At 67.3% G+C, this 26,258-nt stretch carries 20 protein-coding genes and 1 pseudogene; 12 read left to right on the top strand and 9 right to left on the bottom strand.

What is annotated here, in order from left to right:
* Positions 1–35: 35 nt before the first annotated feature.
* A complete protein-coding gene (locus ABEA87_RS15790; protein WP_345630678.1) occupies positions 36–545 on the bottom strand; it encodes a hypothetical protein in 510 nt (169 codons plus the stop codon).
* On the opposite strand from ABEA87_RS15790, the gene ABEA87_RS15785 reads away from it, so the two are divergent.
* Both ABEA87_RS15785 and ABEA87_RS15780 read left to right on the top strand, forming a co-directional pair.
* Complete coding sequence (locus ABEA87_RS15785; RefSeq protein WP_345630669.1) at positions 453–1,025, top strand: substrate-binding domain-containing protein; 573 nt, start codon at positions 453–455, stop codon at positions 1,023–1,025. The two genes, ABEA87_RS15790 and ABEA87_RS15785, sit on opposite strands and share 93 nt — an antisense overlap.
* A 542-nt stretch (positions 1,026–1,567) precedes the next feature.
* Positions 1,568–7,180: a glycoside hydrolase family 9 protein gene (locus ABEA87_RS15780; RefSeq protein ID WP_345630252.1), complete on the top strand. Its 5,613-nt coding sequence runs from the start codon at positions 1,568–1,570 to the stop codon at positions 7,178–7,180.
* A 249-nt stretch (positions 7,181–7,429) separates the two neighbouring features.
* On the opposite strand, the gene ABEA87_RS15775 is transcribed toward ABEA87_RS15780, so the two are convergent.
* The 5 genes from ABEA87_RS15775 to ABEA87_RS15755 all read right to left on the bottom strand — a co-directional run bounded on the left by ABEA87_RS15775 (position 7,430) and on the right by ABEA87_RS15755 (position 12,218).
* Positions 7,430–8,914: a lectin gene (locus tag ABEA87_RS15775; protein ID WP_345630250.1), complete on the bottom strand. Its 1,485-nt coding sequence runs from the start codon at positions 8,912–8,914 to the stop codon at positions 7,430–7,432.
* Between the two features lie 120 nt (positions 8,915–9,034).
* Positions 9,035–9,130, bottom strand: coding sequence for an RICIN domain-containing protein (locus ABEA87_RS15770; RefSeq protein WP_345630249.1), 96 nt, complete (start codon positions 9,128–9,130; stop codon positions 9,035–9,037).
* A 284-nt stretch (positions 9,131–9,414) separates the two neighbouring features.
* Positions 9,415–10,866: a non-reducing end alpha-L-arabinofuranosidase family hydrolase gene (locus ABEA87_RS15765; RefSeq protein ID WP_345630247.1), complete on the bottom strand. Its 1,452-nt coding sequence runs from the start codon at positions 10,864–10,866 to the stop codon at positions 9,415–9,417.
* 17 nt (positions 10,867–10,883) lie between these two features.
* Positions 10,884–11,036, bottom strand: coding sequence for an RICIN domain-containing protein (locus ABEA87_RS15760; RefSeq protein WP_345630245.1), 153 nt, complete (start codon positions 11,034–11,036; stop codon positions 10,884–10,886).
* Positions 11,037–11,186: 150 nt separating this feature from the next.
* Positions 11,187–12,218, bottom strand: coding sequence for a glycoside hydrolase family 11 protein (locus tag ABEA87_RS15755; RefSeq protein WP_345630243.1), 1,032 nt, complete (start codon positions 12,216–12,218; stop codon positions 11,187–11,189).
* Between the two features lie 391 nt (positions 12,219–12,609).
* On the opposite strand from ABEA87_RS15755, the gene ABEA87_RS15750 reads away from it, so the two are divergent.
* The 5 genes and pseudogenes from ABEA87_RS15750 to ABEA87_RS15735 all read left to right on the top strand — a co-directional run bounded on the left by ABEA87_RS15750 (position 12,610) and on the right by ABEA87_RS15735 (position 18,203).
* On the top strand, positions 12,610–13,575 hold the full coding sequence (locus ABEA87_RS15750) for a PaaX family transcriptional regulator (RefSeq protein WP_345630241.1): 966 nt from the start codon (positions 12,610–12,612) through the stop codon (positions 13,573–13,575).
* A gap of 266 nt (positions 13,576–13,841) precedes the next feature.
* The gene (locus ABEA87_RS15745; protein ID WP_345630239.1) at positions 13,842–15,284 is read left to right on the top strand and encodes an endo-1,4-beta-xylanase; all 1,443 of its coding nucleotides are present in this window, start codon (positions 13,842–13,844) and stop codon (positions 15,282–15,284) included.
* A gap of 421 nt (positions 15,285–15,705) precedes the next feature.
* Positions 15,706–16,593 (top strand): fructosamine kinase family protein, encoded by an 888-nt coding sequence (locus ABEA87_RS15740; RefSeq protein WP_345630667.1) that lies wholly within the window; start codon positions 15,706–15,708, stop codon positions 16,591–16,593.
* Positions 16,594–16,721: 128 nt separating this feature from the next.
* Positions 16,722–16,841, top strand: a pseudogene (locus ABEA87_RS42615) (DNA-binding response regulator); the annotation flags it as partial.
* Between the two features lie 222 nt (positions 16,842–17,063).
* Complete coding sequence (locus tag ABEA87_RS15735; protein ID WP_345630237.1) at positions 17,064–18,203, top strand: esterase-like activity of phytase family protein; 1,140 nt, start codon at positions 17,064–17,066, stop codon at positions 18,201–18,203.
* A 111-nt stretch (positions 18,204–18,314) separates the two neighbouring features.
* On the opposite strand, the gene ABEA87_RS15730 is transcribed toward ABEA87_RS15735, so the two are convergent.
* On the bottom strand, positions 18,315–18,944 hold the full coding sequence (locus tag ABEA87_RS15730; RefSeq protein ID WP_345630235.1) for a hypothetical protein: 630 nt from the start codon (positions 18,942–18,944) through the stop codon (positions 18,315–18,317).
* A gap of 536 nt (positions 18,945–19,480) precedes the next feature.
* On the opposite strand from ABEA87_RS15730, the gene ABEA87_RS15725 reads away from it, so the two are divergent.
* Both ABEA87_RS15725 and ABEA87_RS15720 read left to right on the top strand, forming a co-directional pair.
* A complete protein-coding gene (locus tag ABEA87_RS15725; protein ID WP_345630233.1) occupies positions 19,481–21,250 on the top strand; it encodes an amidase in 1,770 nt (589 codons plus the stop codon).
* 14 nt (positions 21,251–21,264) lie between these two features.
* Positions 21,265–21,447 carry a hypothetical protein gene (locus ABEA87_RS15720; RefSeq protein ID WP_345630231.1) on the top strand — a complete coding sequence of 61 codons (183 nt, stop codon included), beginning with the start codon at positions 21,265–21,267 and terminating at the stop codon, positions 21,445–21,447.
* Between the two features lie 206 nt (positions 21,448–21,653).
* Here ABEA87_RS15720 and ABEA87_RS15715 read toward each other — a convergent pair whose 3' ends face one another.
* A complete protein-coding gene (locus ABEA87_RS15715) occupies positions 21,654–22,301 on the bottom strand; it encodes a class I SAM-dependent DNA methyltransferase (RefSeq protein WP_345630229.1) in 648 nt (215 codons plus the stop codon).
* Positions 22,302–22,740: 439 nt separating this feature from the next.
* Between ABEA87_RS15715 and ABEA87_RS15710 the strand changes: the two genes are divergently transcribed.
* Genes ABEA87_RS15710 through ABEA87_RS15700 form a run of 3 tightly spaced genes read left to right on the top strand, consistent with a single transcriptional unit; the run spans position 22,741 to position 25,767 of the window.
* Positions 22,741–23,733, top strand: a complete 993-nt coding sequence (locus ABEA87_RS15710; protein WP_345630227.1) for an aldo/keto reductase family protein — start codon at positions 22,741–22,743, stop codon at positions 23,731–23,733.
* 18 nt (positions 23,734–23,751) lie between these two features.
* A complete protein-coding gene (locus tag ABEA87_RS15705; RefSeq protein WP_345630225.1) occupies positions 23,752–24,732 on the top strand; it encodes an aldo/keto reductase in 981 nt (326 codons plus the stop codon).
* Positions 24,733–24,741: 9 nt separating this feature from the next.
* Positions 24,742–25,767 carry an aldo/keto reductase gene (locus ABEA87_RS15700; RefSeq protein WP_345630223.1) on the top strand — a complete coding sequence of 342 codons (1,026 nt, stop codon included), beginning with the start codon at positions 24,742–24,744 and terminating at the stop codon, positions 25,765–25,767.
* Positions 25,768–25,974: 207 nt separating this feature from the next.
* Here the strand turns inward: ABEA87_RS15700 and ABEA87_RS15695 are convergent.
* Positions 25,975–26,258: MmyB family transcriptional regulator (locus tag ABEA87_RS15695; protein ID WP_459112886.1), on the bottom strand; the 284-nt coding region annotated here is incomplete at its 5' end.

The following is a 26,258-nucleotide window of genomic DNA, read 5'->3' as shown; positions in this document are numbered from 1 at the left end:
CGTCGGCGGTCAGCGCCGCGGCCACGGCCGGCGGGTTACGCCGCGGCGTCCCGGCGATAGCCCACCCGTACCTCATCGACCAGGCGCTCGCGGGCCAGGCACCGGTCGAAGCGGAACGAGTCAGCGAGTGAACGTGCTTCCTCGACCCCGAGGCCGGTGAAGCACCGGCAGAAGCCCCACACCATGGGTTCGGCGAGCATGATGTGCCGGACCAGTACGGCGATCCACTGCTTGCTCCCGAAGGGCATCGGGTCGAAGTCCGGGAACTCCTCGTCGAACGTGCGCTCGATCGGATCGAGCAGATGGCGCACTCCGGTGTCCACCGACCCCCACGCGTCCACAGCGAGGCGGGCCTTCTTGGTCAGTACCGGTGCGATCCGCTGGATGTACGGGGAGGCGGGGTCGGCGTACACCAGGCCCTGCAGTCCGATGTCCTTGTAGGTCCACACCCGATCGGCGACCCCGATCCGGGCATCCCATCGATCGGATCCGCCAACTGGTCGGGCGGCCTGACCGCGACCGAGCACCTCATCGGCCTGGGTCACCGTCGAATCGCGATGATCGCCGGCCTGCCCGCGCTGCTGTGCACCCAGGCGAGACTCGCCGGGTATCGCGTCGGTCTGGAGCGGGCCGGCATCACCCCAGACCCGGACCTGGTCCGCTTCGGCGACCACTTCCCGCCCAGCGGATACACCGCGGCGATGGAGTTGCTGGACCTGCCGGACCGACCGACTGCCATCTTCGCCGGTACCGACCTGCAGGCCTTCGGCGTGTACCAGGCACTGCAGGCACGCGGCGTGCGAGTCCCCGCCGACGTGAGCGTGGTGGGTTTCGACGATCTGGCCGCCTGCGACTGGGTGACCCCACCCCTCACGACGGTGCGGCAACGGCTGGAGGAGATGGCGCGGATGGCGGTTCAACTTCTCCGGGAGCGCGACAGCGCCCAACCCGCGGAACCAACCCGGGTCGAACTGGCCACCTCACTGGTGATTCGGGAAAGCACCGCGCCGCCTGCGAGCAGGTAAGGGTCAACCTCGGCGACGAAGCAGTCGAGCAGTCAAACTCGCCGTTACCGTACTGTTATCTTCTGGCGGATTCAACCAGCGATATCATGACCATCGAATTTGTTCATCCAACTGACAAATAGGAGCTCGCTGGTCGACGGCACCGCCATCCGACACCCGACCACCACTTCTGGGCATCCCCGTCATCCCCCGACAGAAACGGGAGTTGCTGATGTTTGCTGCGCCCATCTGGCCTGGTAACGATCCGCCGCTTCTTCTTACGCCTGGCTGAAGGTTCCCTTCCCCTGCGTCAGCGGACTGCCCTGGTCGCGATCGATGAGGCCTGACACGACCCGCCGCCGTGGCGGGCGTGCCGTGCGCCGATAGGCCCGCGCGAGCCAACAAGCCCTACGGAACGACAGACCCGTCCCGATGCCACCCGCGGCATCGGGATAGCTACCCCACGGCCTTGAGCCGGCGCGCCAACTGTTGGTACGCCGGACGGTCACGCATGCCCGAGCACCGCGATCCACGGACGTGCGACAAGCGAAAAGGAAGCGTGCATGGACGAGACCACCGGTACCTCAGACCACCCGACCAAGGGGGTCACCAGGCGTAACCTGATCGTCGGCACCGCCGCCGCGGCCGGTGCCGCTGGCGCGATGACCCTGCTGGGTCAGCCAACCGCGGCGTTTGCCGGCAAGACCCCTCCGCCGAGCGGGCCGGCCGGCGTGGACGACGAGTACCTGATGACGCTCACGAACGACCCGACCGACGTGCTCAGCGGGATCGACTACGACTACCTGACCTATCCGGGCGTCGACGTATTCATGTACAACAATGGATACAACGGGACGTTCGGCGACGAGCACCTCAGCGGCATCACCGTGACGCTGCACGGTCAGCGCGTGGCGGGTAATGGTGACATCCACCTGCTGCCCGTGCCCGAGCAGTGGGACGCCGCGGCACCGGCCTCGTCCTCGCCGATCACCACCGCCGCGCGCCAGTACGACCGGACCAACAACGTCATCACCCTGCCCATGAAGTACGTCTACGCGACCGGTCCGACCGTTACTACCGAGCTCTCGATGAAGTACAACCTGAAGGCGACGCCCGAGCCTGGCGGGTTCCGGCTGGAAGTGACCCTTCAGGATGACCTGCCCAAGCAGCTCGCGGGCTCGGCAGCGTTCAACCTCGAGTTCATCCCCTCCCTGTACAAGTCCAAGAGCTACCAGGTCGACAGCACCGGCAACGGCACGTACGACACCTACGGCGTCTTCCCGCTCGCGCCGGAAGATCCCATGGACGAGGACTGGCCCCGCCCGACTCTCGTGGGTAACGCCTGGTACGTCGACCAGTGGAACACGGAGAAGGGCGACGCCCAGCCACGCGCGCTGGCCCGCGGCTACAAGTTCTCGCTGGCGCCCGAGGACGACCTGGTCAGGATCACCGTCGAGTCTGACGAGCTGCTGTCCATCTACGACGGCCGGAACCGTTCGCAGAACGGCTGGTTCACGATGAGCTCGAAGATCCCGCTCGGCGCTAAGGCGGGACAGACCGTGGCGACCTGGCACATCAAGGCGCCCGTGCAGCCCAACTGGGTGCGCAAGCCGAACCTGGCCCACAGCCAGGTCGGATACGGGACGGGCCTGTCGAAGGTCGCCGTCATGGAGATCGACAAGAACGACACTGGCGCTCCCAGCAGCGCGACCCTGGTGCAGCTGAACGCCGACGGCAGCTACACGGCGGTCTTCACGGCCGACCTGGGCGCCGCCCGTCCCTGGGCCCGCTACAACTACTGCGACTTCGATTTCAGCTCGGTCAAGACCCCCGGCATCTACGCCATCGAGTACGCCGGGCTGCGATCGGAGGTCTTCCCGATCGGGGACGATGTCTACGACCGGGCCTGGCAACCGGCGCTGAGTGGGTTCCTCACCGTCGCGATGGACCACATAGAGCTGCGCGAGGGCTACCGGATCTGGCACGGCGCCCAGCACATGGACGACGCCCGGTTGGGCGAGCCCTTCGCCAATTCGCCCACCACGGGCAACTCCATCAGCTGGTTCGACGGTCAGAGTGTGGCTCTCGAGCCGGCCATCCCGCAGGTGGTGAAGGACAAGGGCCTAGAGCCCGGCGACCGCATCCCTGGGCTGAACCAGGGCGGCTGGTGCGACGCCGGCGACTTCGACCTCCAACTCGGCAGCAACCTCACCGTGCTGCAGAACCTCATCTACACCGCCCAGACGTTCAACAACCTCGACGGTTACGACACCGTGTCGGTGACCTGGGACCCGGAGACCGGCGGGACGGCCGAGATGCACCGCCCCGATGGCGTGCCGGACATTGTCCACCAGGTCAAGCACGGCGCCCTGCAGATCCGCGCGCAGATCGAGAACGTCGGGATCGTCAGCGGGACGATCGAGGTGCCGAGCCTCCGCCAGTACACCCACCTGGGAGACGGCTCGACCGACACCGACGGGTACATCTACGACCCGAGCCTGGACGAGAACGAGATCGTCGAGCGTGACGGGAAGGTCTACTCCGGCAAGAACGACGACCGGATGCTCATGACCGGTGGGAGGCCCGGGACCGCTCTGCTGGGCGGTCCGTCCATCGGCATGGCGGGCGCGGCGGCCGTCCTCAAGGGCTACGACGATGCCTTCGCCGCCGACTGCCTGACCACAGCCGAGACGATCTGGGCCAATGAGGGTCAGGCCGCCATCAACAGCACCAACGGGGGTTCCCGCGGGAACGCGTTCAACACGCTGGTGCAGCTGATCCTGGCCACCGAGGCGCACGGCAAGACCGCGGACTACGCCACCTACACGGCGAAGCTCGTGGAGCTGCTCGCGAAGGCGCCGGCCGGCACGACCAACCCGTTCAGCACGTTCCTGCCGATCACGACCTACTACTCGGCCGCCCTGGTCCTCGATCAGATGGACAAGGTCCAGCCGGGCTACCGCGACCAGGTCACGAGCGCCACCGTCGCCGCGGCGGGAATCTACGCGTACGACACCACGACGCCGTTCGGCTTCTCCGAGAGCCTGACGGCCACCTGGGGTCCGGGCTCCGGCAAGTTCCAGACGGCATTCAACGCCACGATGCTGTTGAAGAACCTCGGCACCTCCACCGCCGGGCTCGAACCGCTGAAGGACGTGGTCCTGCGCGGCGTCAACTACACGGTGGGTAACCACCCCTACAACGACACCTCCTGGGTGACCGGCGTCGGGGTCAAGTCCCACCAACTGCCGTACAACTCCAACCGGGCGGACGGCGGCAAGATCCTGGGCTCCATCGTGCCGGGATACCTCAACTTCAAGCCCAACTTCCCCGAGTCCCTGGACAACTTCGCCTTCCTCTGGGCCGAGAACGAGTCCACGGTCAGCACGGTCAGCACCTGGATCGCGCCCGCGCGGATGGCCGCGGACCTGGCCCACGAGGCGGCCGCCAAGGTCGGGCCGGCGGCGTCCAAGGACTTCAGCGGCAAGTACTCGATGAAGGTACAGGAGACCAGCAACGGCACGGGGATGCCGTACGAAACCCTGGCCACCCCGGGCTTCGAGCTGTTCATGTACAACACGACCTTCTCCGGGGTCTTCGGCGACCAGCACTGCGCCGGTGTGGAACTGGTACTGCACGGCGAGCGGGTGGCCACCAACGGTGACATCCATCTGCTGCCGACGCCGGAGCAGTGGGACGCCACTCCCGCCCCGATCCTGAAGGGGCGGTCGTCCGACAAGGGAAGCAAGACGGTCAGCGCGTCGCTCACGCTGCCGGGCACGAAGGACGGCAAGAAGCCCGCGGTGAACTACACCCTGAAGGCGACGCCGGAGCCCGGTGGGGTAAAGCTGACCGTGGTGCTGGACAAGCCGCTGCCGCCCGATCTGGAGGGCGTGGCCGGGTTCAACCTCGAGTTCGTCCCCGACCGCTACCGGACGAAGAGCTACCAGACCGACACCAACGGCGACGGCACGTACGACGACTTCGGCTACCTGCCGCTGCTGCCCTTCGACGAGATGGAGTTGAAGGAGCGCGCCCGCACCGAGGACCAGGCCTGGTACGTCAAGGAATGGAACAAGGACCGCGGCGATTACCAGCCGGTCCCGCTCACCACGGGCAAGACCATCACGCTGGCGCCCGAGGATCCCGAGAACCGGATCAGGATCACCTCCGACAGCGGTGACCTTCAGCTGCTGGACGGGCGCAACCGCGCCCAGAACGGCTGGTTCGTCGTACGGACGCTGTTCAAGTCGGGCAGCACCGAGCTGGTGTGGCACATCAAGGCCGACGTCGCCAAGGACTGGACCCGTCAACCCAACATCGGGCACAGCCAGGCCGGCTACGCACCCAACCAGTCCAAGGTGGCGGTGCTCGAGCTCGACGTGAACCACAAGGGCCCGGACACGGCCACCCTGGAGCAGGTGCACCCCGACGGGACGTTCACGAACGTCTTCACCGGCAAGCTGGGCAAGGCCAAGCGCTGGCTGCGCTACGACTACCGGAGCTTCGACTTCTCGAAGGTCACCGCTCCCGGTCTGTACCGCGTCAACTACGACGGCGTACGGACCAAGGTGTTCGTGATCGCTGCCGACGCGTACGACAAGGTCTGGCAGAAGACCCTTGTCGGGTACCTCGCCAAGCAGATGGACCACATCGCCGTACGGGAGGCCTACAAGATCACCCATGCGGCCTCGCACATGGACGACGCGATCATGTGGCCGCTGTTGGGTGAGCCGTTCCGTGACGAGGCCGCGTACGACGGCACCTGGTTCGACGGGCAGAACTTCGCACCCACCAGCCGGACCAACACCAAGTACCAGTCGCTGGAACACATCCCCGGCCTGGCCGTGGGTGGTTGGTACGACGCCGGCGACTTCGACCTCGAAGCCACCCGTCACGCGGAGGTCATCGAGGATCTGGTGATCGCCTGGCGCGAATTCAAGCCCGCGTACGACACCCTGGACGTGACGTGGGACGCCACGACGGGCGGCATGGTGGAACTGCACCGCCCGGACGGCACGCCCGACCTGCTCCAGCAGATCAAGCACGGCGTGCTGAACGTCCTGGCACGGATCGAGGCCATCGGCTACAACTTCAAGGTGGTCGAGGTGCCCACGCTTCGCCAGTACACCCACCTGGGTGACGGGGCGAGGGACACCGACGGCTACATCTACGACCCGTCGTTGGGCGAGAACGAGCGCAACGGCCTGCGCGCCGGCAAGCAGGACGACCGGCTCGCGATGGTCGGGCTCAAGGACACGAACCTGCAGTACACGGCGGCCTGCGCGTTGGCCGCGGCGGCCAGCGTCCTGAAGGAGATCGACAGTGCGCTCGCGACCAGGTGTCTCGACGCCGCCAAGGACATCTGGGCGACCGAGAAGGCGATCCTCTCGCTGGACGGAATCTCCCCGACGGACACCAGGGCGATCTCGGCGGCCCAGCGCCAGATGGCGGTCGAGTGGAACGCCGCCATCGAGTTGTTGATCGCGACCGGAGACTCGAAGTACAAGGACGCGATCAACGCTCTCTGGCCTCTGATGAGGGTTGCCAACGGCCAGACCCTGTCCTTCGGCGGCGGTGGCTGGAAGGCGGCGCTCGTCCTCGACCAGATGGACCGGGCGTTCAAGGACAGCTTCAAGTCGGCCATGAGGGACTACAAGGTGGCGTACGACGAGTCCGTCGCCGACAACCCGTACGGGGTTCCGCCCACCGTCGGAATGTGGGGCGGCACCACCGGGGTGCTCGACATGGGTATCAAGATGTACTTCCTGCACAAGGTGGATCCGCAGTCGATCAGCTCGGACTACACCCTGAGGTCGGCGACCTACATTCTCGGGACCCATCCGCACAACGACACCTCGTGGGTTTCCGGAGTGGGAACGTCCTCAGTGGAGCATGGCTACGGCAACACGCGGGCGGACGACACGTTCGTAGCCGGTGGCGTCGTTCCGGGCTACGTCCAGATCATGCCGGACCTGCCTGAGGCCAAGGACCAGTTCGGCATGCTCTGGTTCGAGAGCGAGTACGTCATCGACACCGCGGCCAAGTGGATCTTTGTCGGCAACGCCATCAACGCCCTGGTGCGCGAGCCTGCCGGCCCGCCCACCGGTCCCGCTGCCCCGCCGACCGGCCCCACCGGCCCGGCAGTCCCGCCGACCGGTCCCGGGCCGAGGTGACGTTGACCCCACGAGGGCTGATTCCGGGGTGAGGGTACCGGCAAGGCCCACGAGGCTGGTGGTCGAAGCGGCGAAGGCGGCGGCCAGCTAGTTCAACGCGAATGATTCCCGGTGTGGCGTCGTCCCGCGGTGCCGCACCGGCGGAACGCTCTCCACGTGCTCGGCCGGTCCTTCGGACCGGCCGAGCACGCTGCGTTCTTGGTCATCCTTTACCCACCGGGCGCGGCCACCGCGTCCGTGCCACCGTGATCAGCTGCGCAGGCTCCACTGTTGGTTGCTGCCACCGTTGCAGGACCACAGGATGACCTTCGTACCGTTCGCCGTACCCGCACCGTTCGCGTCCACGCACCTACCCGACTGCACCCCGGTGATGGTCCCGTTGGAATTGACATTCCACTGCTGATTCGCCTGACCGTTGCAATCCCAAATAACCACCGCCGTGCCGTCGGCGGTACCCTGACCAGTCGCATCCAGACACTTGCTGCCGTACACCTGAAGCTGCTTACCCGACGTGTACGTCCACCGCTGGTTCGACCCACCCCAGCAGTCATACAACTGCACCTGGGCACCATTGGCCGTACTCTGCCCCGACACATCCAGACACCGACCCGACTGACCACCCACGACCTCGACGTTCTGCTGCCCGCCGCCACCGCCGGTGGAGGCGCCGTAGCCGGCGGCGGTGATGTTCGCCTGGACGGCGTTCTCGGTCGCGTCGCTCGGGTACCCGGCGATGATGGCTCCTTCGAAGAACTCACCGACCCCGGTGACGCTGTTGTCCCCGCCGGTGCCGAGCAACAACGAGCTGTCCGTCTTCATCGGCGAGTACCCGTTGGGCAGCGCCCCGGAGTACGGGGTCGTCAATCCCCCACTGCTGGCATTGCCGTACTTGAGCGTGAAGTTGCTCGTGCCGTTGTTCTTCTCCCACGCGGACACGAACGGGAAGTGCACTCCGGAGTTGTTCGGATCCTTGTTCGATCCCGTGTTCGTGTGGTACATGCCGTTCTCCAGGTCGGCCTCGACCCACGGCCCACTGCCCACACAGTTGCCGAACCAGCACGCGGTGCCCCACTCGATCGCGTTCATCGTCGCGTTGCCCGTGTCGGTGTGCGAGTTCTCACCGCTGCCGTAATCGAAGCAGCACCACTGGTTGACGAGGTTCGACGATGTGATCATGTAGATGCCCTCGGGCTGCGACCCCGTCGGCGCGCCCTTGGCGTTGTCCACCCGGTATCCGACGCCCTGCGTCACCTTCACGCCGTATGCCTTCTGCCCGCCGACAGTCACCGGCAACGCCTTGGCATCCGCCCCGACATCCGCGCCGTTCGCCCCAGGCCCCTTCCAGTACCCACCCCACGAGATCGGCAGGTCGTTGTGGTTCGACGTCTGGTCGAAGATCTTGGTGATGACGCAGGAGGTATTGGCGCAGAACGAGTCCTGCGTCGCCGCGTTCACCACACCACCCGCGGAGAGCACCCCGATGTTCGAGTACTGCTTATCGGACGCCCGCTGCACCTGGTAGAGCGGCCCGTTGTACGTCCCGAACAACGCCCGCGTGGTGCTGTGCGCCGCGATACACGGCGTACCATCGCTGGCGTAGATGTCGCACGGCATCGACGTCGCGGCCTGGGCACTACCGACGCCGGCGAGCGCACTCGCCGCCAGTGCGCCGACCAGTCCCACGGCGAGCAGTATCGCCCGTAGCCGCGCCTTTTTGAGCCTGCTGATGAACATCGTGTTTCCCTTCATGGTTGGGACGGACTCGACGACCCGAACGGCTGTGAACGGCAGCCGGTGCGGTTCAGTCCTGGTCCACTTCTTCGTTGGCGCCGCCGTTGCTGGTCAGATCCGCGCTCAGCCGCGCAGGCTCCACTGCTGGTTGCTCCCACCGTTACAGGTCCGCAAAATGATCTTCGTGCCGTTGGCGGTACCGGCGGCGTTCGCGTCCACGCACTACCCGATTGCACTCCGGAAATCGTGCCGTCTCCGGACGGCCACGGGTATTGGCTGCTCGCGTGTTGGTCCCCGACGCGTGACGGCCGGCAGCGTTCGGCGTCGCATGCACGCCCGTCGTGTGGTCGCCTGACGAAGATGTCCTCTCACCGAAACCGGTATCGGCGACTGCCGGATGGTCCGGTGAGAGGACACCGTCGTCTGCGCTTGTGGCCGTTCAGGGCAAACACAACCGAGGGCTACCGGAGGTGACCCGAACCCCTCGACCCGCGAGTCACCCTCTAACGCTGCAGGGTCAGGAGGCCTGGCCGCCACGGCAGTTGGTCGTAGCTGCCGCCCGCACTGGGAGACTTGCCCTGGTAGAGCAGTTGCAGGTTACAGGGGTCGATGGTCATGGTCTGGTCGGGATTGTTGCGGACCAGGTCACCATGGCTGATGTCGTTGGTCCAGGTGGCGCCGCTGTTGGCCTTGCCCGCGAAGGGGTTGCTCTCGCTGCTGGCCTGCGGGGTCCACGAACCGCTGAGGCTGGAGGCCGTGAAGGAGCGGAAGTAGCGTCCCTGGCTGCCAATCGCTTCGACGATCATGAGGTACTGGTTCTGGCCCTGGACCTTGTAGACCTGTACCGCCTCGAACAGGTTGTTGGTCGAGTCGCTCAGGACGGTCGTGTAGGACGAGCCGAAGCTGCCCGGGAAGTTTCCGATCGGCATACTCGCCCGGTAGATGTTGCCGTTGTCCCCGGCGAAGAACAGATACATGTTCGAGCCGTCACCGATCAGAGTCTGGTCGATCGGGCCGGTGCCGGAGTTGGAAATGCTGCCGGTAAAGAGCGGCTGCGGCGAGGACCAGCCGTTGGCGTTGGTGGGGTCGCTCGACGTCCGGTAGATGAAGGGCCAGGCGCCCCACTGGTAGGCCAGTACCCAGATGTTCTTTGGCGCGAAGTAGAACAGCGTGGGCGCAACTGTCGCCTGGCTCATCCCGTTCTGGCTGGCCGAGGCCATGTCGGACCAGTTCGTGAAGGGACTGAAGTTCATCGAGCCGTACGACGACCCTGAGACGTTCGACCCGTAGACCAGGTGCTTGCCGTTGTAGACGACGTTGGTGAAGTCCTTGAGCGATACCCAGCCGTGCTGCGGCGTTGCCAACGCACCAGTGGATGTCCAGTGGTACGTCGCCGGGAGAGAGCACGTGCCGCCTCCGGTCGGGGTCGGGGTCGGGGTCGGTGACGTGGTCGACAGACCGGTCCATTTCTGGTTGGAGCCGCCGTTGCACGTCCAGATCTCCACCGCGGCGCCGTTGGCCGTACCGCCGCCCGTCACGTCCAGGCACAGCCCGGACTCCACCCCGACCACGCTGCCATCGGAGTTGAGCCGCCACTGTTGGTTGGCCCCGCCGCTGCACGTCCAGATCTGCACCCGGGTACCGGCGGTCCGCGCATGGTTGGGCACATCCAGGCACTTGTTGCCGTACACCGTCAGCTGGTTGCTGGCGGTCGACGTCCACCGCTGGTTGGCCCCGCCCGAGCAGTCATAGATCTGCAGGAGGGCGCCATCTGTCTGGCTCTGGCCCACCACGTCCAGACACCGGCCCGAACCAACGCCACGCACGGCGCCGGTGACATCCGCTCGAGCCGGGCTGGCCACCACCGTCACTGCGAACGCCACTGCGGCCGCGGCGACCGTGGCGAGCGCCGTGATCAGCGCTTGACGCCTGCGACCGCCTCTTCCTCTGTTCATAACGAGCTCCCTTCGAGTCAGCCTTGAGTCCAGTTCTGATTGCTCCCGCCGTTGCACATCGAGATCTCCACCGCGGTGCCGTTGGCCGTACCACCGCCCGTCACCTCCAGGCGCAGCCCGGACTCCACCCCGACCACACGGCCACCGGAGTCGTACAGGAATCGCGACACATCAATGTTACCGCTAACACTCCGGGCAAGCCTGACGCCTACAGCGAGCCATGTCGATGCATACGCCGTACCCACAAATCGGACGCCGGAAGGCGAACGGGGGCGGCGCGGCGACCGTCGGGCCGCCGCGTCGCCGGGGGTACTCGAGGGTCAACTCGGACTACAGGAGACCGATGGCCAGGTCCATTGGCCATTGGGCGAGACCGTGAAGCCCCAGTTGTTGCCACTTCCGTTGGGTTTGGCGACCATCACGTACTGGCTCGGCCAGCTGGCGCTGACGTTCCAGGTGGAGTAGACGACCGCGGGAGACACCATGTTCACCGTCACGGTCCAGGTGCTGGAGCCGCTGACCGAGACGTTGAGGTTGTACCAGTTGCTGCCCTGCGATTGCGCCGACAGCGTCGCGGTGCAGCCGCCGCCACCACCGCCACCGCCACCGCCACCGCCGCCGCCACCACCGCCACCACCGCTGCTGCCACCGTGGTTCACCGTCACGCTGGAGCTGCCGCTACCGCCGCCCCAGGCCTCGGTCGCCATGATCTGGTAGTTCATCGAACCCAGGTTCATCCCGTGGCTGGCCCAAGCACTGACGAAGTTGGAAAAGGTGATGGTCCCGCTGCTCCTGGGCGAGGTCCGGATCGCCAGGTACTGCCAGAAGGTGGTGGTGCCCTGGATGGAGGGCTGGTTGACCTGCTGGTGCTTGATGATGGTGTACGTGCCGCCGTCGCTGGTCATCGTGCCCATGTTGGTGCCGGCCGTGTTCGGCGAGCCCCTCCAGTTGTCGATGACGTAGTACTCGACCAGTGGGTCGGTCGACCAGCCGTAGAGTGACATCAGCGCGGTGCCGCCGGAGCCGTTGAGGCTGCCGTTGTAGGTCACCGACTGGGTGCTGCCGGGGTTCCAGCCCACTCCGGCGACGAAGTCGCCGACGCCACTCCAGTTGCTGGAGTAGCTGTTGTTCGAGTTCAGCGTGATGCAGGCTGACCCTTGGCCGCTGGTCCACATCTGGTAATACATGCCGCCGTTGTTACCGGTCTGGTTGGAGCAGATCTGGGTCGCCGCGTTCGCCGGGCTGGGCAGCGCCGCCGCGGCCGCGGCCAGGATCACGGCGCAGGCACTACCGATGAGCAGCCTGGCACGGCGGCGTCTACGGCCCCGCACGCGATCCGGAGCTTCGTTCATGGGTGCTTCCTCCTCGTGAGGACGGGCCAGGAGGTACTACGAGCCGCCCGAGTCGTCGCTGGCCTGGACGAGGTCACCGGCGGGCGGCGTCGTACGACTGTGGGTTTTGCCGGTCGTCGCGCTACCGGAGATCCGGCTCAGGACGCTGGTTCGGATCCGCAGCTGTCGACGTGCCTGACGACCCTGTCATGTGTCACCTATCGTGCACGCGGGACGCTCACCTGTCAATCGATGTTCTTCGGTGGCTGACCCGTCGAGCACCGCGGGTGGGCGATGGGGTCCACCAGGTAGGGTCGGAGCCACGCATAACCATGGGAGTGAATGATCATGGCCGGCGCCGCGCCGACCAACCGCCGTCGGTCATGTCCAAACTCGACACTGGAGCTCTGCCGTGGTCAGCCCGTACGACATCGAGGACGTCTTCCCCGACGAGGCCGAGACCGTGCGTCTGCCGCGCCACCAGACCGGTAGTACGGCACAGAGCCTGGCCGTGACGCTGGTGGCCGACTACACCATGCGCACACAGGCCTGGCTACCGTCCGCGTCGATCGTCGCCCTGCTCGGCGAGGCCGGGATCGGCAGCGGCGCCGCACGCACCGCCATCAGCCGGCTGTCCCGGCGCGGGATACTGGAGAGCAGCCGGGACGGGCGCTACAGTTCCTACCGCCTGACCCCGGCCGCAGTCGGCAACCTGGCGGCGGGTGGTGCCTGGATCGCCAGGTTCGCGACTCGGGCTGACCCTTGGGATGGGTTCTGGACCCTCGTTTCCTTCTCGTTCCCGCAGGAGGAGCGCAGCCAGCGACGGGCGCTACGGGGCCAACTGCGATGGCTGGGGTACGCGCCCCTGTACGACGCGCTCTGGGTCTCACCCGACGCGCCGAACCCAACCGTGAAGGACCAGCTGACCGCGACAACCTCGGGCACCATGACCATGTTCCGGGCCCGGCACGTGGAACTCGCGACCCAGACCAACCGCAACCCGATCGACGCCTGGGACATCGCCGCCATCGCACGCCGCTACAGCAGCTTCATCCGGCGCTGGAAGTCGGTGCTGCCCCGCATCCGCAGCGGAAGAATCTCTGGCGCCGCCGCAGTTCACGCCCGCACCGGGATCATGGATGCCTACCGGCACTTCCCCATCATTGACCCGCAGCTGCCGATCGAGCTGATGCCCGCCCATTGGCCCCGCGCGGATGCGCGAGAAGTCTTCGTCTCCGTCTACGACGGGCTCGCCGAACAGGCTCAGGAACACGTCCGCGCCGTCGTGACCCAGTTCAGTGACTCCCCTTACCCCGAGATCCGAGCCCACACCACAGCGGAGATGGCCAGCGATGGTCGCACTGTAAAGCGCAGTTAGATTGACACCTTCGCGTACTGCGAACACACTATCTGACACATGTTGGTCCAGTGGGAGCCGATCCACATCACAGGTTCGGGCGGGGTGCCGCGGCGCGGTTGCCTCACAGCGGACGCGCGACGACGGGCAATTCGTCGCGCGGCTGGCCTCTGACCCGCGCCTGCGATCGCCGCCAGATGGCGCATCACACCCCTGTGTCAGTGGTGCGCGCACACGTCGATTCGTGGTCGCGCACCGATGTTGGATCGAGGAGTGTCATGAAACAGATGACAAGACGTGACCGGTACCGGCTGGCGCTGACCAGCGCCGCGAGCGCGCTGGTCCTGGTCGGCGCCGGGATCGTGGCTACCAACGCCAACGCGGCCGCCACGACACTCGGCGCCGCGGCGGCGCAGTCGGGCCGCTACTTCGGTACCGCGATCGCCGCGGGCAGGCTGGGCGATTCGGCTTACACCACGATCGCCGCCCGTGAGTTCAACATGGTCACGCCGGAGAACGAGATGAAACCCGACGCGACCGAACCCCAACAGAACCAGTTCAACTTCACCGCCGGCGACCAGATCTACAACTGGGCCACCAGCCACGGCATGCGGGTACGCGGTCACACTCTGGCCTGGCACTCGCAGCAGCCTGGCTGGATGCAGTCGCTCAGCGGTACCGCGCTACGCAACGCGATGATCAACCACATCCAGAAGGTGATGGCCCACTACCAGGGCAAGCTGGCCTACTGGGACGTGGTCAACGAAGCGTTCAACGAAGACGGCAGCCGACGGCAGTCCAATCTGCAGGGCACCGGCAACGACTGGATCGAGGTGGCGTTCCGGACCGCCCGGGCAGCCGACCCGTCGACCAAGCTGTGCTACAACGACTACAACATCGAAAACTGGAGTTACGCCAAAACGCAGGGCGTGTACAACATGGTCAAGGACTTCAAGAGCCGTGGGGTACCCATCGACTGCGTCGGCCTGCAGACCCATTTCACCGGAGGCAGCTCCCTGCCGAGCAACTTCCAGACAACCCTGTCCAGCTTTGCTGCCCTGGGCGTGGACGTGGCACTGACCGAAGCCGACGTCACCAACGCCTCCACCACCCAGTACGGCGGCCTCACCCAGGCGTGCGTCAACGTGCCCCGATGCGTCGGCATCACCGTCTGGGGCGTACGCGACAGCGACTCCTGGCGCTCCAGCGAAAGCCCCCTCCTCTTCGACGGCAGCGGCAACAAGAAGGCGGCTTACACCTCGGTACTCAACGCCCTCAACTCCGCCCCGCCCACCACCCCCAGCACCCCGATCACGGCCAGTCCAACGCCCAGCAGCACGCCACCCGCGGGTGGTAGCGCTCGCATTGTGGGTAGCCAGTCTGGCCGGTGTATCGATGTGCCCAATGTTTCGCACAACAACGGCACCCGAGTGCAGTTGTACGACTGTCACGGCCAGTCCAACCAGTCCTGGACGTACACCGCGAGCAAGCAGCTGACCGTCTACGGCAACATGTGCCTGGACGCGGCGGGTTCCGGCAACGGCGCAGCCATCCAGATCTACAGCTGCAACGGACAGACCAACCAGCAGTGGAACGTCAACTCCAATGGCACCATCACCGGCGTGCAATCCGGACGGTGCCTGGACGTCTGGAGCACTGCAAACGGGGCGCAGATCCAGTTGTACTCGTGCAGCGGCCAAGCCAATCAGCAGTTCAAGCTGGTGTCTTAGGGAACCACACCCTGACGATCTGATCTACCCGTCCAGCCGAGGCGGCGGGCCAGATCAACCTGCGCAGCGCCGTTAATACAGGAAAGGCTGGCGGCCGGGCGTCGAATCGTTTCCCGGGGTCAGACGTCGCGACACTGCGACACCTGACCCCGGGGAACGTCGATCCGAGCATCTGGTGAGCGCCCTTCCGTGGCGGATTCGGTGCCCTCGAGGAGACACCCCAGCGTGCGGCGGGGCCGTCCGGACCACAACGCAGAAGGAGTCGATCCCACCGGTACCGGCCGGCGAATGCGCCGCGACAACAGCTGCGCGGCATGCTGTGTCGCCTCATCTCGGACCGGAGGACGGTCTTCCGGGGTGGTCGGGCGTCGTTGACATAAGATCTGGCGAACAAGCACCCGCAGGCGAGGAGCCCTTCGTGATGCGCCCGACGACGTTCCTGCTGGAGCGACTGCTCCGGGCCGGGATGCACGATGTCGTCACAGTGGAGCCGGCCACAGGTGGGATCGCGGCGCTCGCGGGCATAGCCACCCGGCGGGAGGCGCCGCCGGTGTTCGTCAAGGCCTTCGCCGACACGCCGGCCGACGACGCCTTCGTCGCAGAGGCCGAAGGGCTGACCGCGCTGCGCGAGCTCGGCGGCGTGGCGACGCCCGAGGTGATCCTGGCGGACCGAGAACTGCTGGTGTTGTCGGTGCTGCGGCCGAGGCCGCCCAGCGAGACCTTTTGGGAGCAGTTCGCACACGCACTCGCCCGCCTGCACCTGAACACGACCCATCCTCGCTTCGGATGGCACCGCCACAACTGGCTGGGCCGCCGCCGCCAGGTCAATACGTGGGATGACGACGGCTTCGCGTTCTTCGCACAGCACCGGCTGCTTCGGTGGCTCGGGCAGCCCCGCGTCGACGCGGCGCTCGACCCCGCGGACCGGGCAGCGCTGGAGCGGCTGTGCCAGCGGCTGCCCGACCTGCTACCGGACCGGCCGGCATGCCTGACGCACGGCGACCTGTGGGCACAGAACCTCCTGGCCACCCCGGACGGCCAGCCCGCGCTGATCGACCCGGCCGTGTCCTACATGTGGGCCGAGGTCGACCTCGCCCACGTGTGGTCCACCGCACCCCCACCCGAGGCGCAACGGTTCTTCGAGATCTATGCGGAGCTGACCGCCCTTGATACCGACTGGCGGGCCCGCATGCCGATCATTCAGCTGCGACAGCACCTCGCCGTGCTGGCCCAGTTCGACGACGACTGGGGCGCGGGCGACCAGATCCGTGCCACCCTCGCACCGTTCCGGACGCGAACCGTGCGCTGACCGTCGGGATGGGCCCACGGAATCGTTGCGACGACATCGCGATTGTCGCCCTGCGCCGACGCTGTCCGCGATGATCTCACCGGCGCTCGGAAGACCCCAGGCCCGACCCCCTCGCCCCATCTTCAAACAACACCGGTGCGGTCGCCAGCGAGCTGAACTACTCGGAACGCACCGTTAAGAGCCTGATACAGCTGCGCAACTGTACGCACGCGGTCGCCTACGCGCTGCGGTCCGGCGCGATCGACTGAGCCGGCGAACGCCCGTCCGCCACGACCCCGCCGATGTCCACGGTGGTGGGTCGTCCCGAACCAGGTCAGCCCGGCCGCGACCCCCATCGCCACGATCCCGCGTTCCACGCGGTCACCGGCGGCCGGCGCGGGCCTTCGTCCGTTGGTCAGACGCCGGCCGCACAATGGACACCCGGCTGCGGTAAACCCCTGAACGAGATCTTTCCCTTCGTGAGGAGTTTCGTGTCCCTGACGACATCACGCCGCGCGCTGATCGCCGCGGCCTCCACCGCCGCGGTGGTCCTGACCAGTCTCGCGGCGACCGCCGGCGCCGCGCAGGCGCAGCCGGCGTCGGCCGCGCACGGCATCGGCGGCATCCTCGCCGGTCGCTCGTGCGCGCCCTCGGCGCTGGCGGTCGACTTCAGTGACGCCCTGGACAAGCTGACCTACCACGGCATCGAGGTGGGCGGCCTGTCCTCCCTGGCCTACGACCCCCGGTCGCTGGCCTGGGCATCCACTGTGGACAACCACGCCAGTGACCCGGCCCGGATCTGGTTCTTCCGCAACCCGGCGAACCCGGTCGTGGTCCGTGACCCGCTGGTCCTGAAGCGGCCCGACGGCACCCCGTACGACGGCACCAACTCGGACAATGAGGGCCTGGCCGTGCTCCCGAACGGCGACTACGTGGTCAGCTCGGAGACCGAGCCGTCGATCCGGATCTTCGGTCGCGACGGCGTCCAGAAGTCGTCGCTGCCCGTACCGGCCCGGTTCGCGGTCACCGGCACCACGCCGGCCGGCCAGGCCACCAGTAACGCGACGCTGGAGGGTCTGACCATCACGCCGTCCGGCACGGAGATCATCGCCTCGATGGAGGGCGCGCTCTCCGGCGACGTGGCCGCCAACGGTGACGCGACCCTGCACCGGTTCCTGGTCTACGACGCCGACCGCCACGGCAACTGGACGCTGACCAAGCAGGTCGCGTACCGGGCCCAACCGGGCAACCGGATCGCGGAGGCCACCGCGTACGGCCGCGATTCGCTGCTGGTCGAGGAGGCCTCGTTCAACGCCCCGGTCGGCAACGACGTGCAGCTGTACGCGGTGACCGGGCTGAGCCGGGCCAAGAACGTCAGCGCCGTCACCGACCTGGCGACCGCGCCCGCCGCCGACGTGGTGCGCAAGAGCCTCGTCGCCGACCTCGTGAAGTGCCCGACCCTCGGCGCGCCGTCGCGGCAGACGCAGGCCAACCCGCTGCTGGACAACTACGAGGGCATGGCGGTGACCGCCGACGTGGCCGGCTTTGCCGGGGTCAGCCTGATCAGCGACGACAACTTCGGCGCCACCCAGTACACCCGCGTCCTGAACCTCGTGGCCCGGCTGCCCTGAGCATCCGGTCGCGCCGCTGAGGCCCGAGGTATCACGAGCGCGCCCCGGGACCGTGCACGGTCCCGGGGCGTCGCCGATCCCGGCGGTGTCGCCGTCCGAGCGGCCCCGCCTTCAGTGTCGAGACCGATACCGGCCGCGGATCCGCAGGTCGACCTGCTCCATGGATGTTCGTGAGCCGACGCCGATGGACAACGCGGTCGTGAGCACCAACAGACCGGCGGCGATGATGCCGATCACCCAGTCTCCGTTCAACTCGTCCGCCGCCTCGGGAGCGACGTGATGACCCGGGTCGACGACGACGTCGACGCGGTCCCCGGGGTCGTAGACGTCGTCATACTCGGTCAGCGTCCCGGGGATCGGCCGACCGTCGGTGCCGCGCAGCTCGTACTTGTGCCAGTCGTGCTTCCCTTGAACGACACGCTCGGTGGCGACGAGGGCTGCTACTTGCGTACCGCGCACGTCGAGCACGGCGCTCGGCATCCAGATTGCGGTAAATGTGGCGGCGAGAAACGCCAGCAGGACACACGCGACCGCCACCACGCGGCGCAGTTCGGGAAATAGCTGGCTGACCACTACCGCGGCGAGGACGACAGTGACGGGACCCACAAGCAGGCCCGGCCCCCAGATGGGCGGGATCAGGATGGCGGCGATCCCGGCGATCCAGGTCGGACCCGTCAGAACGGCGGCCAGAACGAGCCCGTACCGCAGCTGAATTTCTCTTCGGCGCACCCCTGTCAGCACTTGATCAGTATGGCCGACTCCCCCAAACCGGCAGTGAGCTCGAAATGCTCGTCGTCCCGAGCCCAGTCATCCTACGGGCGCCGCTGCGGCTGCGGCCCCGGGTACCCGATTGCCTTCCCTCAGAACCTCGGCCGCGGACACTAGGAACTGGGAGTGGACGTCCCGACCAACTCCCGAGTCGCCGCAGCGGTCACCAAACTCGCACTGATGATCTGACCTCGGACCTCGCCACCGGCACAACCATGTCGTCCGATCCCGTCGCAACAGCACCCGTAGTCGCCGAGGCCGGTCGCCGCTAAGATTATCGTCACTCACATCTATGGCCCCGCACCAGGCGCTCTAGGTCGAGGTCACCGGTCTGACTGACCGTTAGGCCACATCAGCGCAGTTTGATCATCACCTCGCAACACCGCGCAACCCGCCCGACATCGTTCCTTCACAGCTCTGAGCGATTCGCCCGGGAGTCTTCCCCCATTGCCCCGTCAACGGCGGTGGACGACGATCCGCCACCGTCCCGCCTCCAGCAAAGGACCACATTGACCACGACGAGCACCTCCCGTCGGCGTTTCTTGGGCACGGCCGCCCTCGCCGGCTTCGGTGCGACCCTTCCGGCACTGCTGCCGGGGACCGCCGACGCCGCACCCCCGACCCCCAGCCACCTCACGAGCGCGACCCAGAAGTACCTCGAATCCCAGCGGCAGGCCGGACTCGCGGCGCTGCGGCGCGGCGCCGACCTGCCGTTCCTCACCGGCACCCAGCTGGCCGCGATGCTGCTCGCCCGCGACGTCACGAGCGTGCAGGTCACCAAGCGGTTCCTCGCCCGCATCGACCAGCTCAACGGCGACGGGATGTTCGCCGTGCCGTCCCGTGACCCCGACATCCCGGTGTACGGCGACAACGGAAAGCTGAACGCCTACGTGCGCACCACCCCCGACCTGGCGATGTCGATCGCGAAGGCCGCCGACAAGGCGCTCGACGCCGCCGCGCGGGGCGGCACGCCGGTACCGTTCGGCTGCGGCGTACCCGTCGCCCTCAAGGACATCTACGCGGTCGAGGGCGTGGAGCTGACCATCGGCTGCCCGCTCGCGGCCGGGAACATCGCCAGCGGCGACTCCGTGGTCGCGCAACGCGTCCGCAACGCCCACATGCCCATCCTCGGGCTGACCCACACCGGTCCCTGGACCAACGACGACACTTGCCCGCAGACCGCGAACCCGTGGAACCGCAAGCTGTGCGTCGGCGGCTCCTCCGGCGGCTCGGCCGCGGCCATCTCGGCACGCCTCGCGGTGATGGCGACCGGATCGGACACCGGAAACTCGCTGCGCAACCCCGCGCAGAACGTCGGTGTCGGCTCGATCAAGCCCAGCTATGGCCTGGTACCGAAGTACGGTGTCACCGTCTCCAGCACCAGCCTGGACACCTGCGGCCCGATGGGTCGGGCCATGGCCGACGTCGCCATGCTGCTGGGCATCATCGCCGGCCCCGACCCCCGCGACCCGCGCTCCGAACAGGCGCCCACCTTCCCGCAGGGCTTCCCGCTGGCCCCACGTCCAGGCAAGAAGCCGTTCGCGGGCCTGCGCATCGGCTCGACGGTGGAGACCGAGACCTCACCGGCGCGCAATCTCTGGACTCCGGGCATCCTCGCCCGGCTGCGCGCCGCTGTGCAGCAGTTCGCCGATCTCGGCGCGGAGATCGTGCAGATCACGCCGCCCACCTCGAACCTGGGCAACACCGCCTACTGGGCCGCTGCCAATCCCGACCCGGTCAACGGCTCCAAGGTGTCCGCGAGCAGCGCCTACCAGAACGCCGAGAACGCGTGGACGCTCGGCGAGACCTACGCCGTCACCGCCGCCGAGGATCCGGCTATCGAGGGCGCGGTGCGTACCCGGTTCCGTACCTCCATCTCCACCATCGAAACGCAGAAGCAGCAGCTCGCGCAGCGCGCCGCCGCGCTCACGCCCGCCGACCTGTTCGGAGCACACCGGGTCCGGCGCGAGTACTCCGAGGCGTGGGCGAAGGTGTTCGAGGACAACGGGATCGTCGCCTGCCTGTGGCCGCAGAAGGTCCAGACGCCCCCGGTCCGCGCCAACGACAGCACCGGCGGCTTCTCCGGCGTGGAGTCCAGCCGGCCGAACACCACCGGCTGGCCCTGCCTCAACCTGCCGGTCGGTCGTGACACCGACACCGGCATCCCGGTCGGTATCGACATGGCGGCACCGTACGGCGGGGATGCGATCATCCTGCAGCTCGCGATCGACTACCAGGACCGCCACCCCTACCACCTCGACCTCCCGACGGACCTGTGACGATGGCGGACCCCATGACCGACCCCACCAACGCGCGGCTGCGCGACTTCGACATCCCCGTGATCATGCCGCGGTTCGACCTCACGGAGTTGCCCCCGTTCGACGATCGGGTGATGACCGACGACATCACCTCCGGCGGCCAGGCGGCCGGCCGGCCGAACGGGTCCGGCGGCAAGGACGGCGCCGGACACCGGTAGCCCTCGACGGTCCAAACGACAGGGGCCTGCGCCCCGCCCGGTCACCAGGGCGGGGCGCAGGCTCGCGAGGGTACCGGCGCCGCCGGCCGTCATACGGCTGCACTCCAGGCCCGGTTCTTCTTCGCCCAGCGCCGGATCTGCTCGCCCTTGTGAGCCGACAGGTTGTCCAAGTGAGCGGGCCGAACGCGACCCTAATGGTCAGAGCACTAGTTTTTGGCGGCCAGCAGCTGCAACTCCCGGAATTGCCGCTTATCGGTGGGCTTCGGTTCACACAGCACCCGGGCAACCTCGCTCACGCCGACGTCACGCAGCAGCCCCGCCAGGTAGTCGGGCGACCAGCGGTAGGCCGTCACCACCGAGTGGTCGAAGGACTGTGTCGGGATCGCGGGGTCGTCGGTGGCGAAGCAGCTGATCAGCAGCTGGCCGCCGGGGGCCAGGACCCGGGCGAACTCCGCGACCACGGCCGGGAGGTCCTTCGGCGGGGTGTGAATGATCGAGGACCGCGAGAGTACCCCGCCCAGCGCGTCGTCCGCGATGTCGAGCGCCGCCATCGAGCCCACCTCGAACCGCAGATCCGGGTTGGCCTTCCGGGCCAGCTCAATCATCGCCGGTGAGGCATCGACGCCGAAGGCGCGTAGCCCCAACCCCCGCAGATGAGCGGTCACATGCCCCGGCCCGCACCCCAGGTCTGCAACCTCGCCTTCACCACCCGCGCGCACCGACTCGGCGAACGCGGCAAGCAGCGCACGCTCCAGCGACCGGTCGCGCAGGGTGTCGGTGAACTGCTGCGCGTAGCGCGCGGCGACGGCGTCGTAGGCGTCGCGGGTAGCGGGAAGGGAGCCCAGTTCGATCATTTCGGGGATCGTAACGGACGCCACTGACACGGGGACGGCGCTCGGCTCGACGCGGGCCGCGCCGTGGTGAGCAAGGTCCAATCTAGTGCCGTGCCGGGGCCGCAACACGGTGGACCCATCCGGTCACGGCACTGGATAACGCCTGCCCGCCAGCGCGGAGGAGCTACTGCTGAGAGGGGTAACGGCAGGGACCCCCAACGGCTGGGTGAGCTGCCTAAGCTCGAGTCGACGACAGCCTGCGGCTGCCGGATCGGGCGGTCGCCGGATCCGTCCGCTGATGAGCGGGTGATGCGCCGGCGGAGCCGGCCCGGACCTACCCGGCCGGTGCCGGTAATGGCCGAAACCCTATGATTGATCCACGTTCACTGGGATAGATCCGGGTAAGCGCCGTGGTGACTACCCGCGCGATCCCGCGCCTGATAAGTCGAAGGGGAACACCGTGCAATACCGTCAGCTCGGCACATCGGACCTGCGAGTCTCGGAAATCTCTTTGGGGTCATGGTTGACCTACGCCGGCGGGATCGCGGCCGAACAGACCCGCGCCTGCACCGAGGCCGCCTTCGATGCCGGGGTCAATTTCTTCGACACCGCCAACGTGTACGGCCGCGGCGCCGCCGAGTCGGCCTGGGGTGAGATCCTCTCCACGCACCCGCGCGACTCCTACATCCTCGCCACGAAGGTGTGGGGCCCGATGTCGGACACCGATCGGGGATTGTCCCCGGAGCAGATCGGCAAGCAGATCGACGCGTCCCTGCGGCGGCTGCGCACCGACTACGTGGACCTGTATCAGGCCCACCGCTTCGACCCGACCGTACCCGTCGAGGACACGATAGAGGCCTTCCAGCAGGTCGTCGCACAGGGCAAGGCCCGCTATCTGGGATTCAGCGAATGGACTCCGGAACAGATCCGGGCGGCCATCGACATCGCCGGGCCGGAGCTGTTCGTGTCGTCCCAGCCTCAGTATTCGATGCTCTGGCAGGCACCCGAAGCCGAAGTCTTCGCGATCTCGGCCGCCAACGGCATCTCGCAGATCGTCTGGTCACCCCTCGCGCAGGGAGTCCTGACCGGAAAATACCGGCCGGGTCACCCGCTGCCGGCCGACTCGCGGTTCGCCATCGACAGCATGAACGGCTTCAGCGACCTGGTCCTCAACGATGCCACCCTGTCCGCGGTGCAGCGGCTGGTCCCGATCGCCGACGGCCTCGGGGTCAGCCTGGCCACCCTGGCGCTGGCCTGGGTGCTGCGCCGCAGCGAGGTCGCCTCGGCGATCACGGGTGCGTCCCGGCCCGAGCAGGTACACGCCAACGCGCAGGCCTCCGGCGTGCAGCTGACCGACGACGTGCTCAAGCAGATCGACGAGGCGCTCGCAGACGCGCCCGTGCGGACACCTCGGCTCGCGCCGAATGCCACCGAGGGCGTCCGGCACCGCTGACCCGCGAAAGGGGTAAAGGTGGATTACACCCGACTGGGCACGTCCGGGCTGAGAGTCAGCCGGATCGCCCTGGGTTGCATGAGCTTCGGCACGCCATCGGAGTCGATGCCGTGGACCCTGGACGACGACGCCGCGGCACCGCTGTTCCAGCAGGCCCTCGAGCTGGGAATCACGTTCTGGGACACCGCCAACGTCTACGGGCTGGGCACCTCCGAGGAGATCGTCGGCCGGGCGCTGCGCAAGTACGTCCGCCGCGATGACATCGTGCTGGCCACGAAGGTGTTCAACAGGATGCACGATGGTCCGGGCGGGTCCGGGCTGTCCCGCAAGGCCATCATGGAGAACATCGACGCGTCGCTGTCGCGGCTGGGCACCGACTACGTCGACCTCTACCAGATCCACCGTTTCGACCCGGACACCCCGGTCGAGGAGACCATGGAGGCCCTGCACGACGTGGTCAAGGTCGGTAAGGCCCGCTACCTCGGCGCCTCGTCCATGTACGCCTGGCAGTTCGCCACCATGCAACACACCGCACAGGCCAATGGATGGACGCGGTTCGTGTCCATGCAGGACCAGTACAACCTCGTGCAGCGCGAGGAGGAACGGGAGATGTTCGGCCTGCTGGCTCACCAGGGAGTCGGTGGCATCCCGTGGAGCCCGCTGGCCGCGGGCCTGGTCACCCGGCCCTGGGGCGAGCAGAGCACCAGCCGGGCCAAGAGTAACCCCAGCACCGACCGGCAGGGCCGGCCGCTGTTTCTGGACAGCGACAAGGCCATCGTCGACGCGGTGCAGCGCATCGCCGAGACTCACGGCGTCGCGATGGCCTCGGTGGCCCTCGCCTGGGTGCTGAACAATCCGGTCGTTACCGCCCCGATCGTGGGTGCCACGAAGGCCCATCACCTCACCGACGCGGTCGCCGCTCTCGACATCCAACTGGCCGCCGACGAGGTCGAAGCACTCGAGCGGGCGTACACGCCACGTCAGCCCACGTACTTTTAGGAGTATCCGATGCAACACCGTCCCCTGGGACGTACCGGTGTCTCGGTCAGCAAGCTCTGCCTGGGCGCCATGATGTTCGGTGATTGGGGCACCAAGGACCACGACGAGAGCATCAAAATCATCCACCGTGCCTTGGACGCCGGAATCAACTTCGTCGACACCGCCGACGTGTACTCCGCCGGCGAGTCGGAGGAGATTGTCGGCAAGGCCCTCGCCGGTCGCCGCGATGACATAATCCTGGCGACCAAGGCGCACATGCCGATGGGTGAGGATGCCAACCACCGCGGCAACTCCCGCCGCTGGATCATCCGGGAGGTCGAGGACTCGCTGCGCCGACTCGGCACCGACTGGATCGACCTCTACCAGATCCACCGCTGGGATCCCGCGGTCGACCTGGACGAAACCTTGGGCGCGCTCACCGACCTCGTGCGGGCGGGCAAGGTCCGCTACATCGGGCACTCCACGTTCCCTGCGTCGACCATCGTGGAGGCCCAGTGGACCGCCGAGCGGCGCGGCCGGGAACGGTTCGTCACCGAGCAGCCGCCGTACTCGATCCTGGTGCGCAACATCGAGAACGAGGTGCTGCCCGTGTGTCAGCGGTACGGCATGGGCGTCATTCCGTGGGGCCCGCTGGCCGGGGGCTGGCTTTCCGGCCGTTACAGCAAGGGTGGCGACCGGACCGGGCCAGCGTCGGCGGCGAGGCAGCGCCTGGTCAACCGCTTCGACTTGTCCCTGCCGGAAAACCAGCGCAAGCTGGAGGCTGTCGAGCAGCTTGGGCAGCTCGCCGACGAAGCTGGCATCACGCTCATCCAACTCGCGATCGCGTTCGTGTTGCGCCACCCGGCGGTGACCGCGCCGATCATTGGCCCGCGCACCATGGACCATTTGGAGTCGCAGCTCACCGCGGCGGACGTGGTGCTCTCGGACGATGTGCTGGACCGCATCGACGAGATCGTCCCGCCCGGAATCACCCTCAACCCGTCCGAGAACGGCTGGATCAGCCCGTCGCTGCAGCCGGCGGCCCGCCGCCGGTAGCGCAAGCAGTCCGCGCCAGGGGAAGACACCGTTCTCCCCTGGCATGGACTGCTGCTGAGAAAAGACCTATACCCCGGAGCCAGGACCGGACGGCGGCAGACTGTCGTCGGCCTTCTCGCCGGGGACCGCGAGCCCTTCACCCATGGTCGCACCCAAGCATGAAGCCGCTTGCGCTTCCTTCCGGCCGCGGCCACGGCACCGCCCCCGTCAGGCCTGGTCTGCTCTGAAGGGAAGTGCGTCAGGCTGTGACGCGGCCCAGGAGGCGAGCAGTTCAAGGCCGTCGCCGGAGGGGGTACCCGGCTCGGCGGAGTAGGTCATGATCGTCAAGGTCTCGTCGCTCGCCAGTTGGAGCCCTTCATAGGCGAGGTCCAGTTCGCCGACGACGGGGTGGTAGAAGCGTTTCGTGCCGTGGCGGTGCACGTAGACGTCTTGGGCCGCCCACCAGGTGCGGAAGCTGTCGCTGTGCATCGACAGCTCGCCGACCAGGTTCA

It is taken from the genome of Rugosimonospora acidiphila, assembly GCF_039543385.1.
Lineage (GTDB): Bacteria > Actinomycetota > Actinomycetes > Mycobacteriales > Micromonosporaceae > Rugosimonospora > Rugosimonospora acidiphila.
The sequence above is the reverse complement of the archived record's forward strand: the minus strand, read 5'-3'. Positions and strand labels throughout refer to the sequence as shown.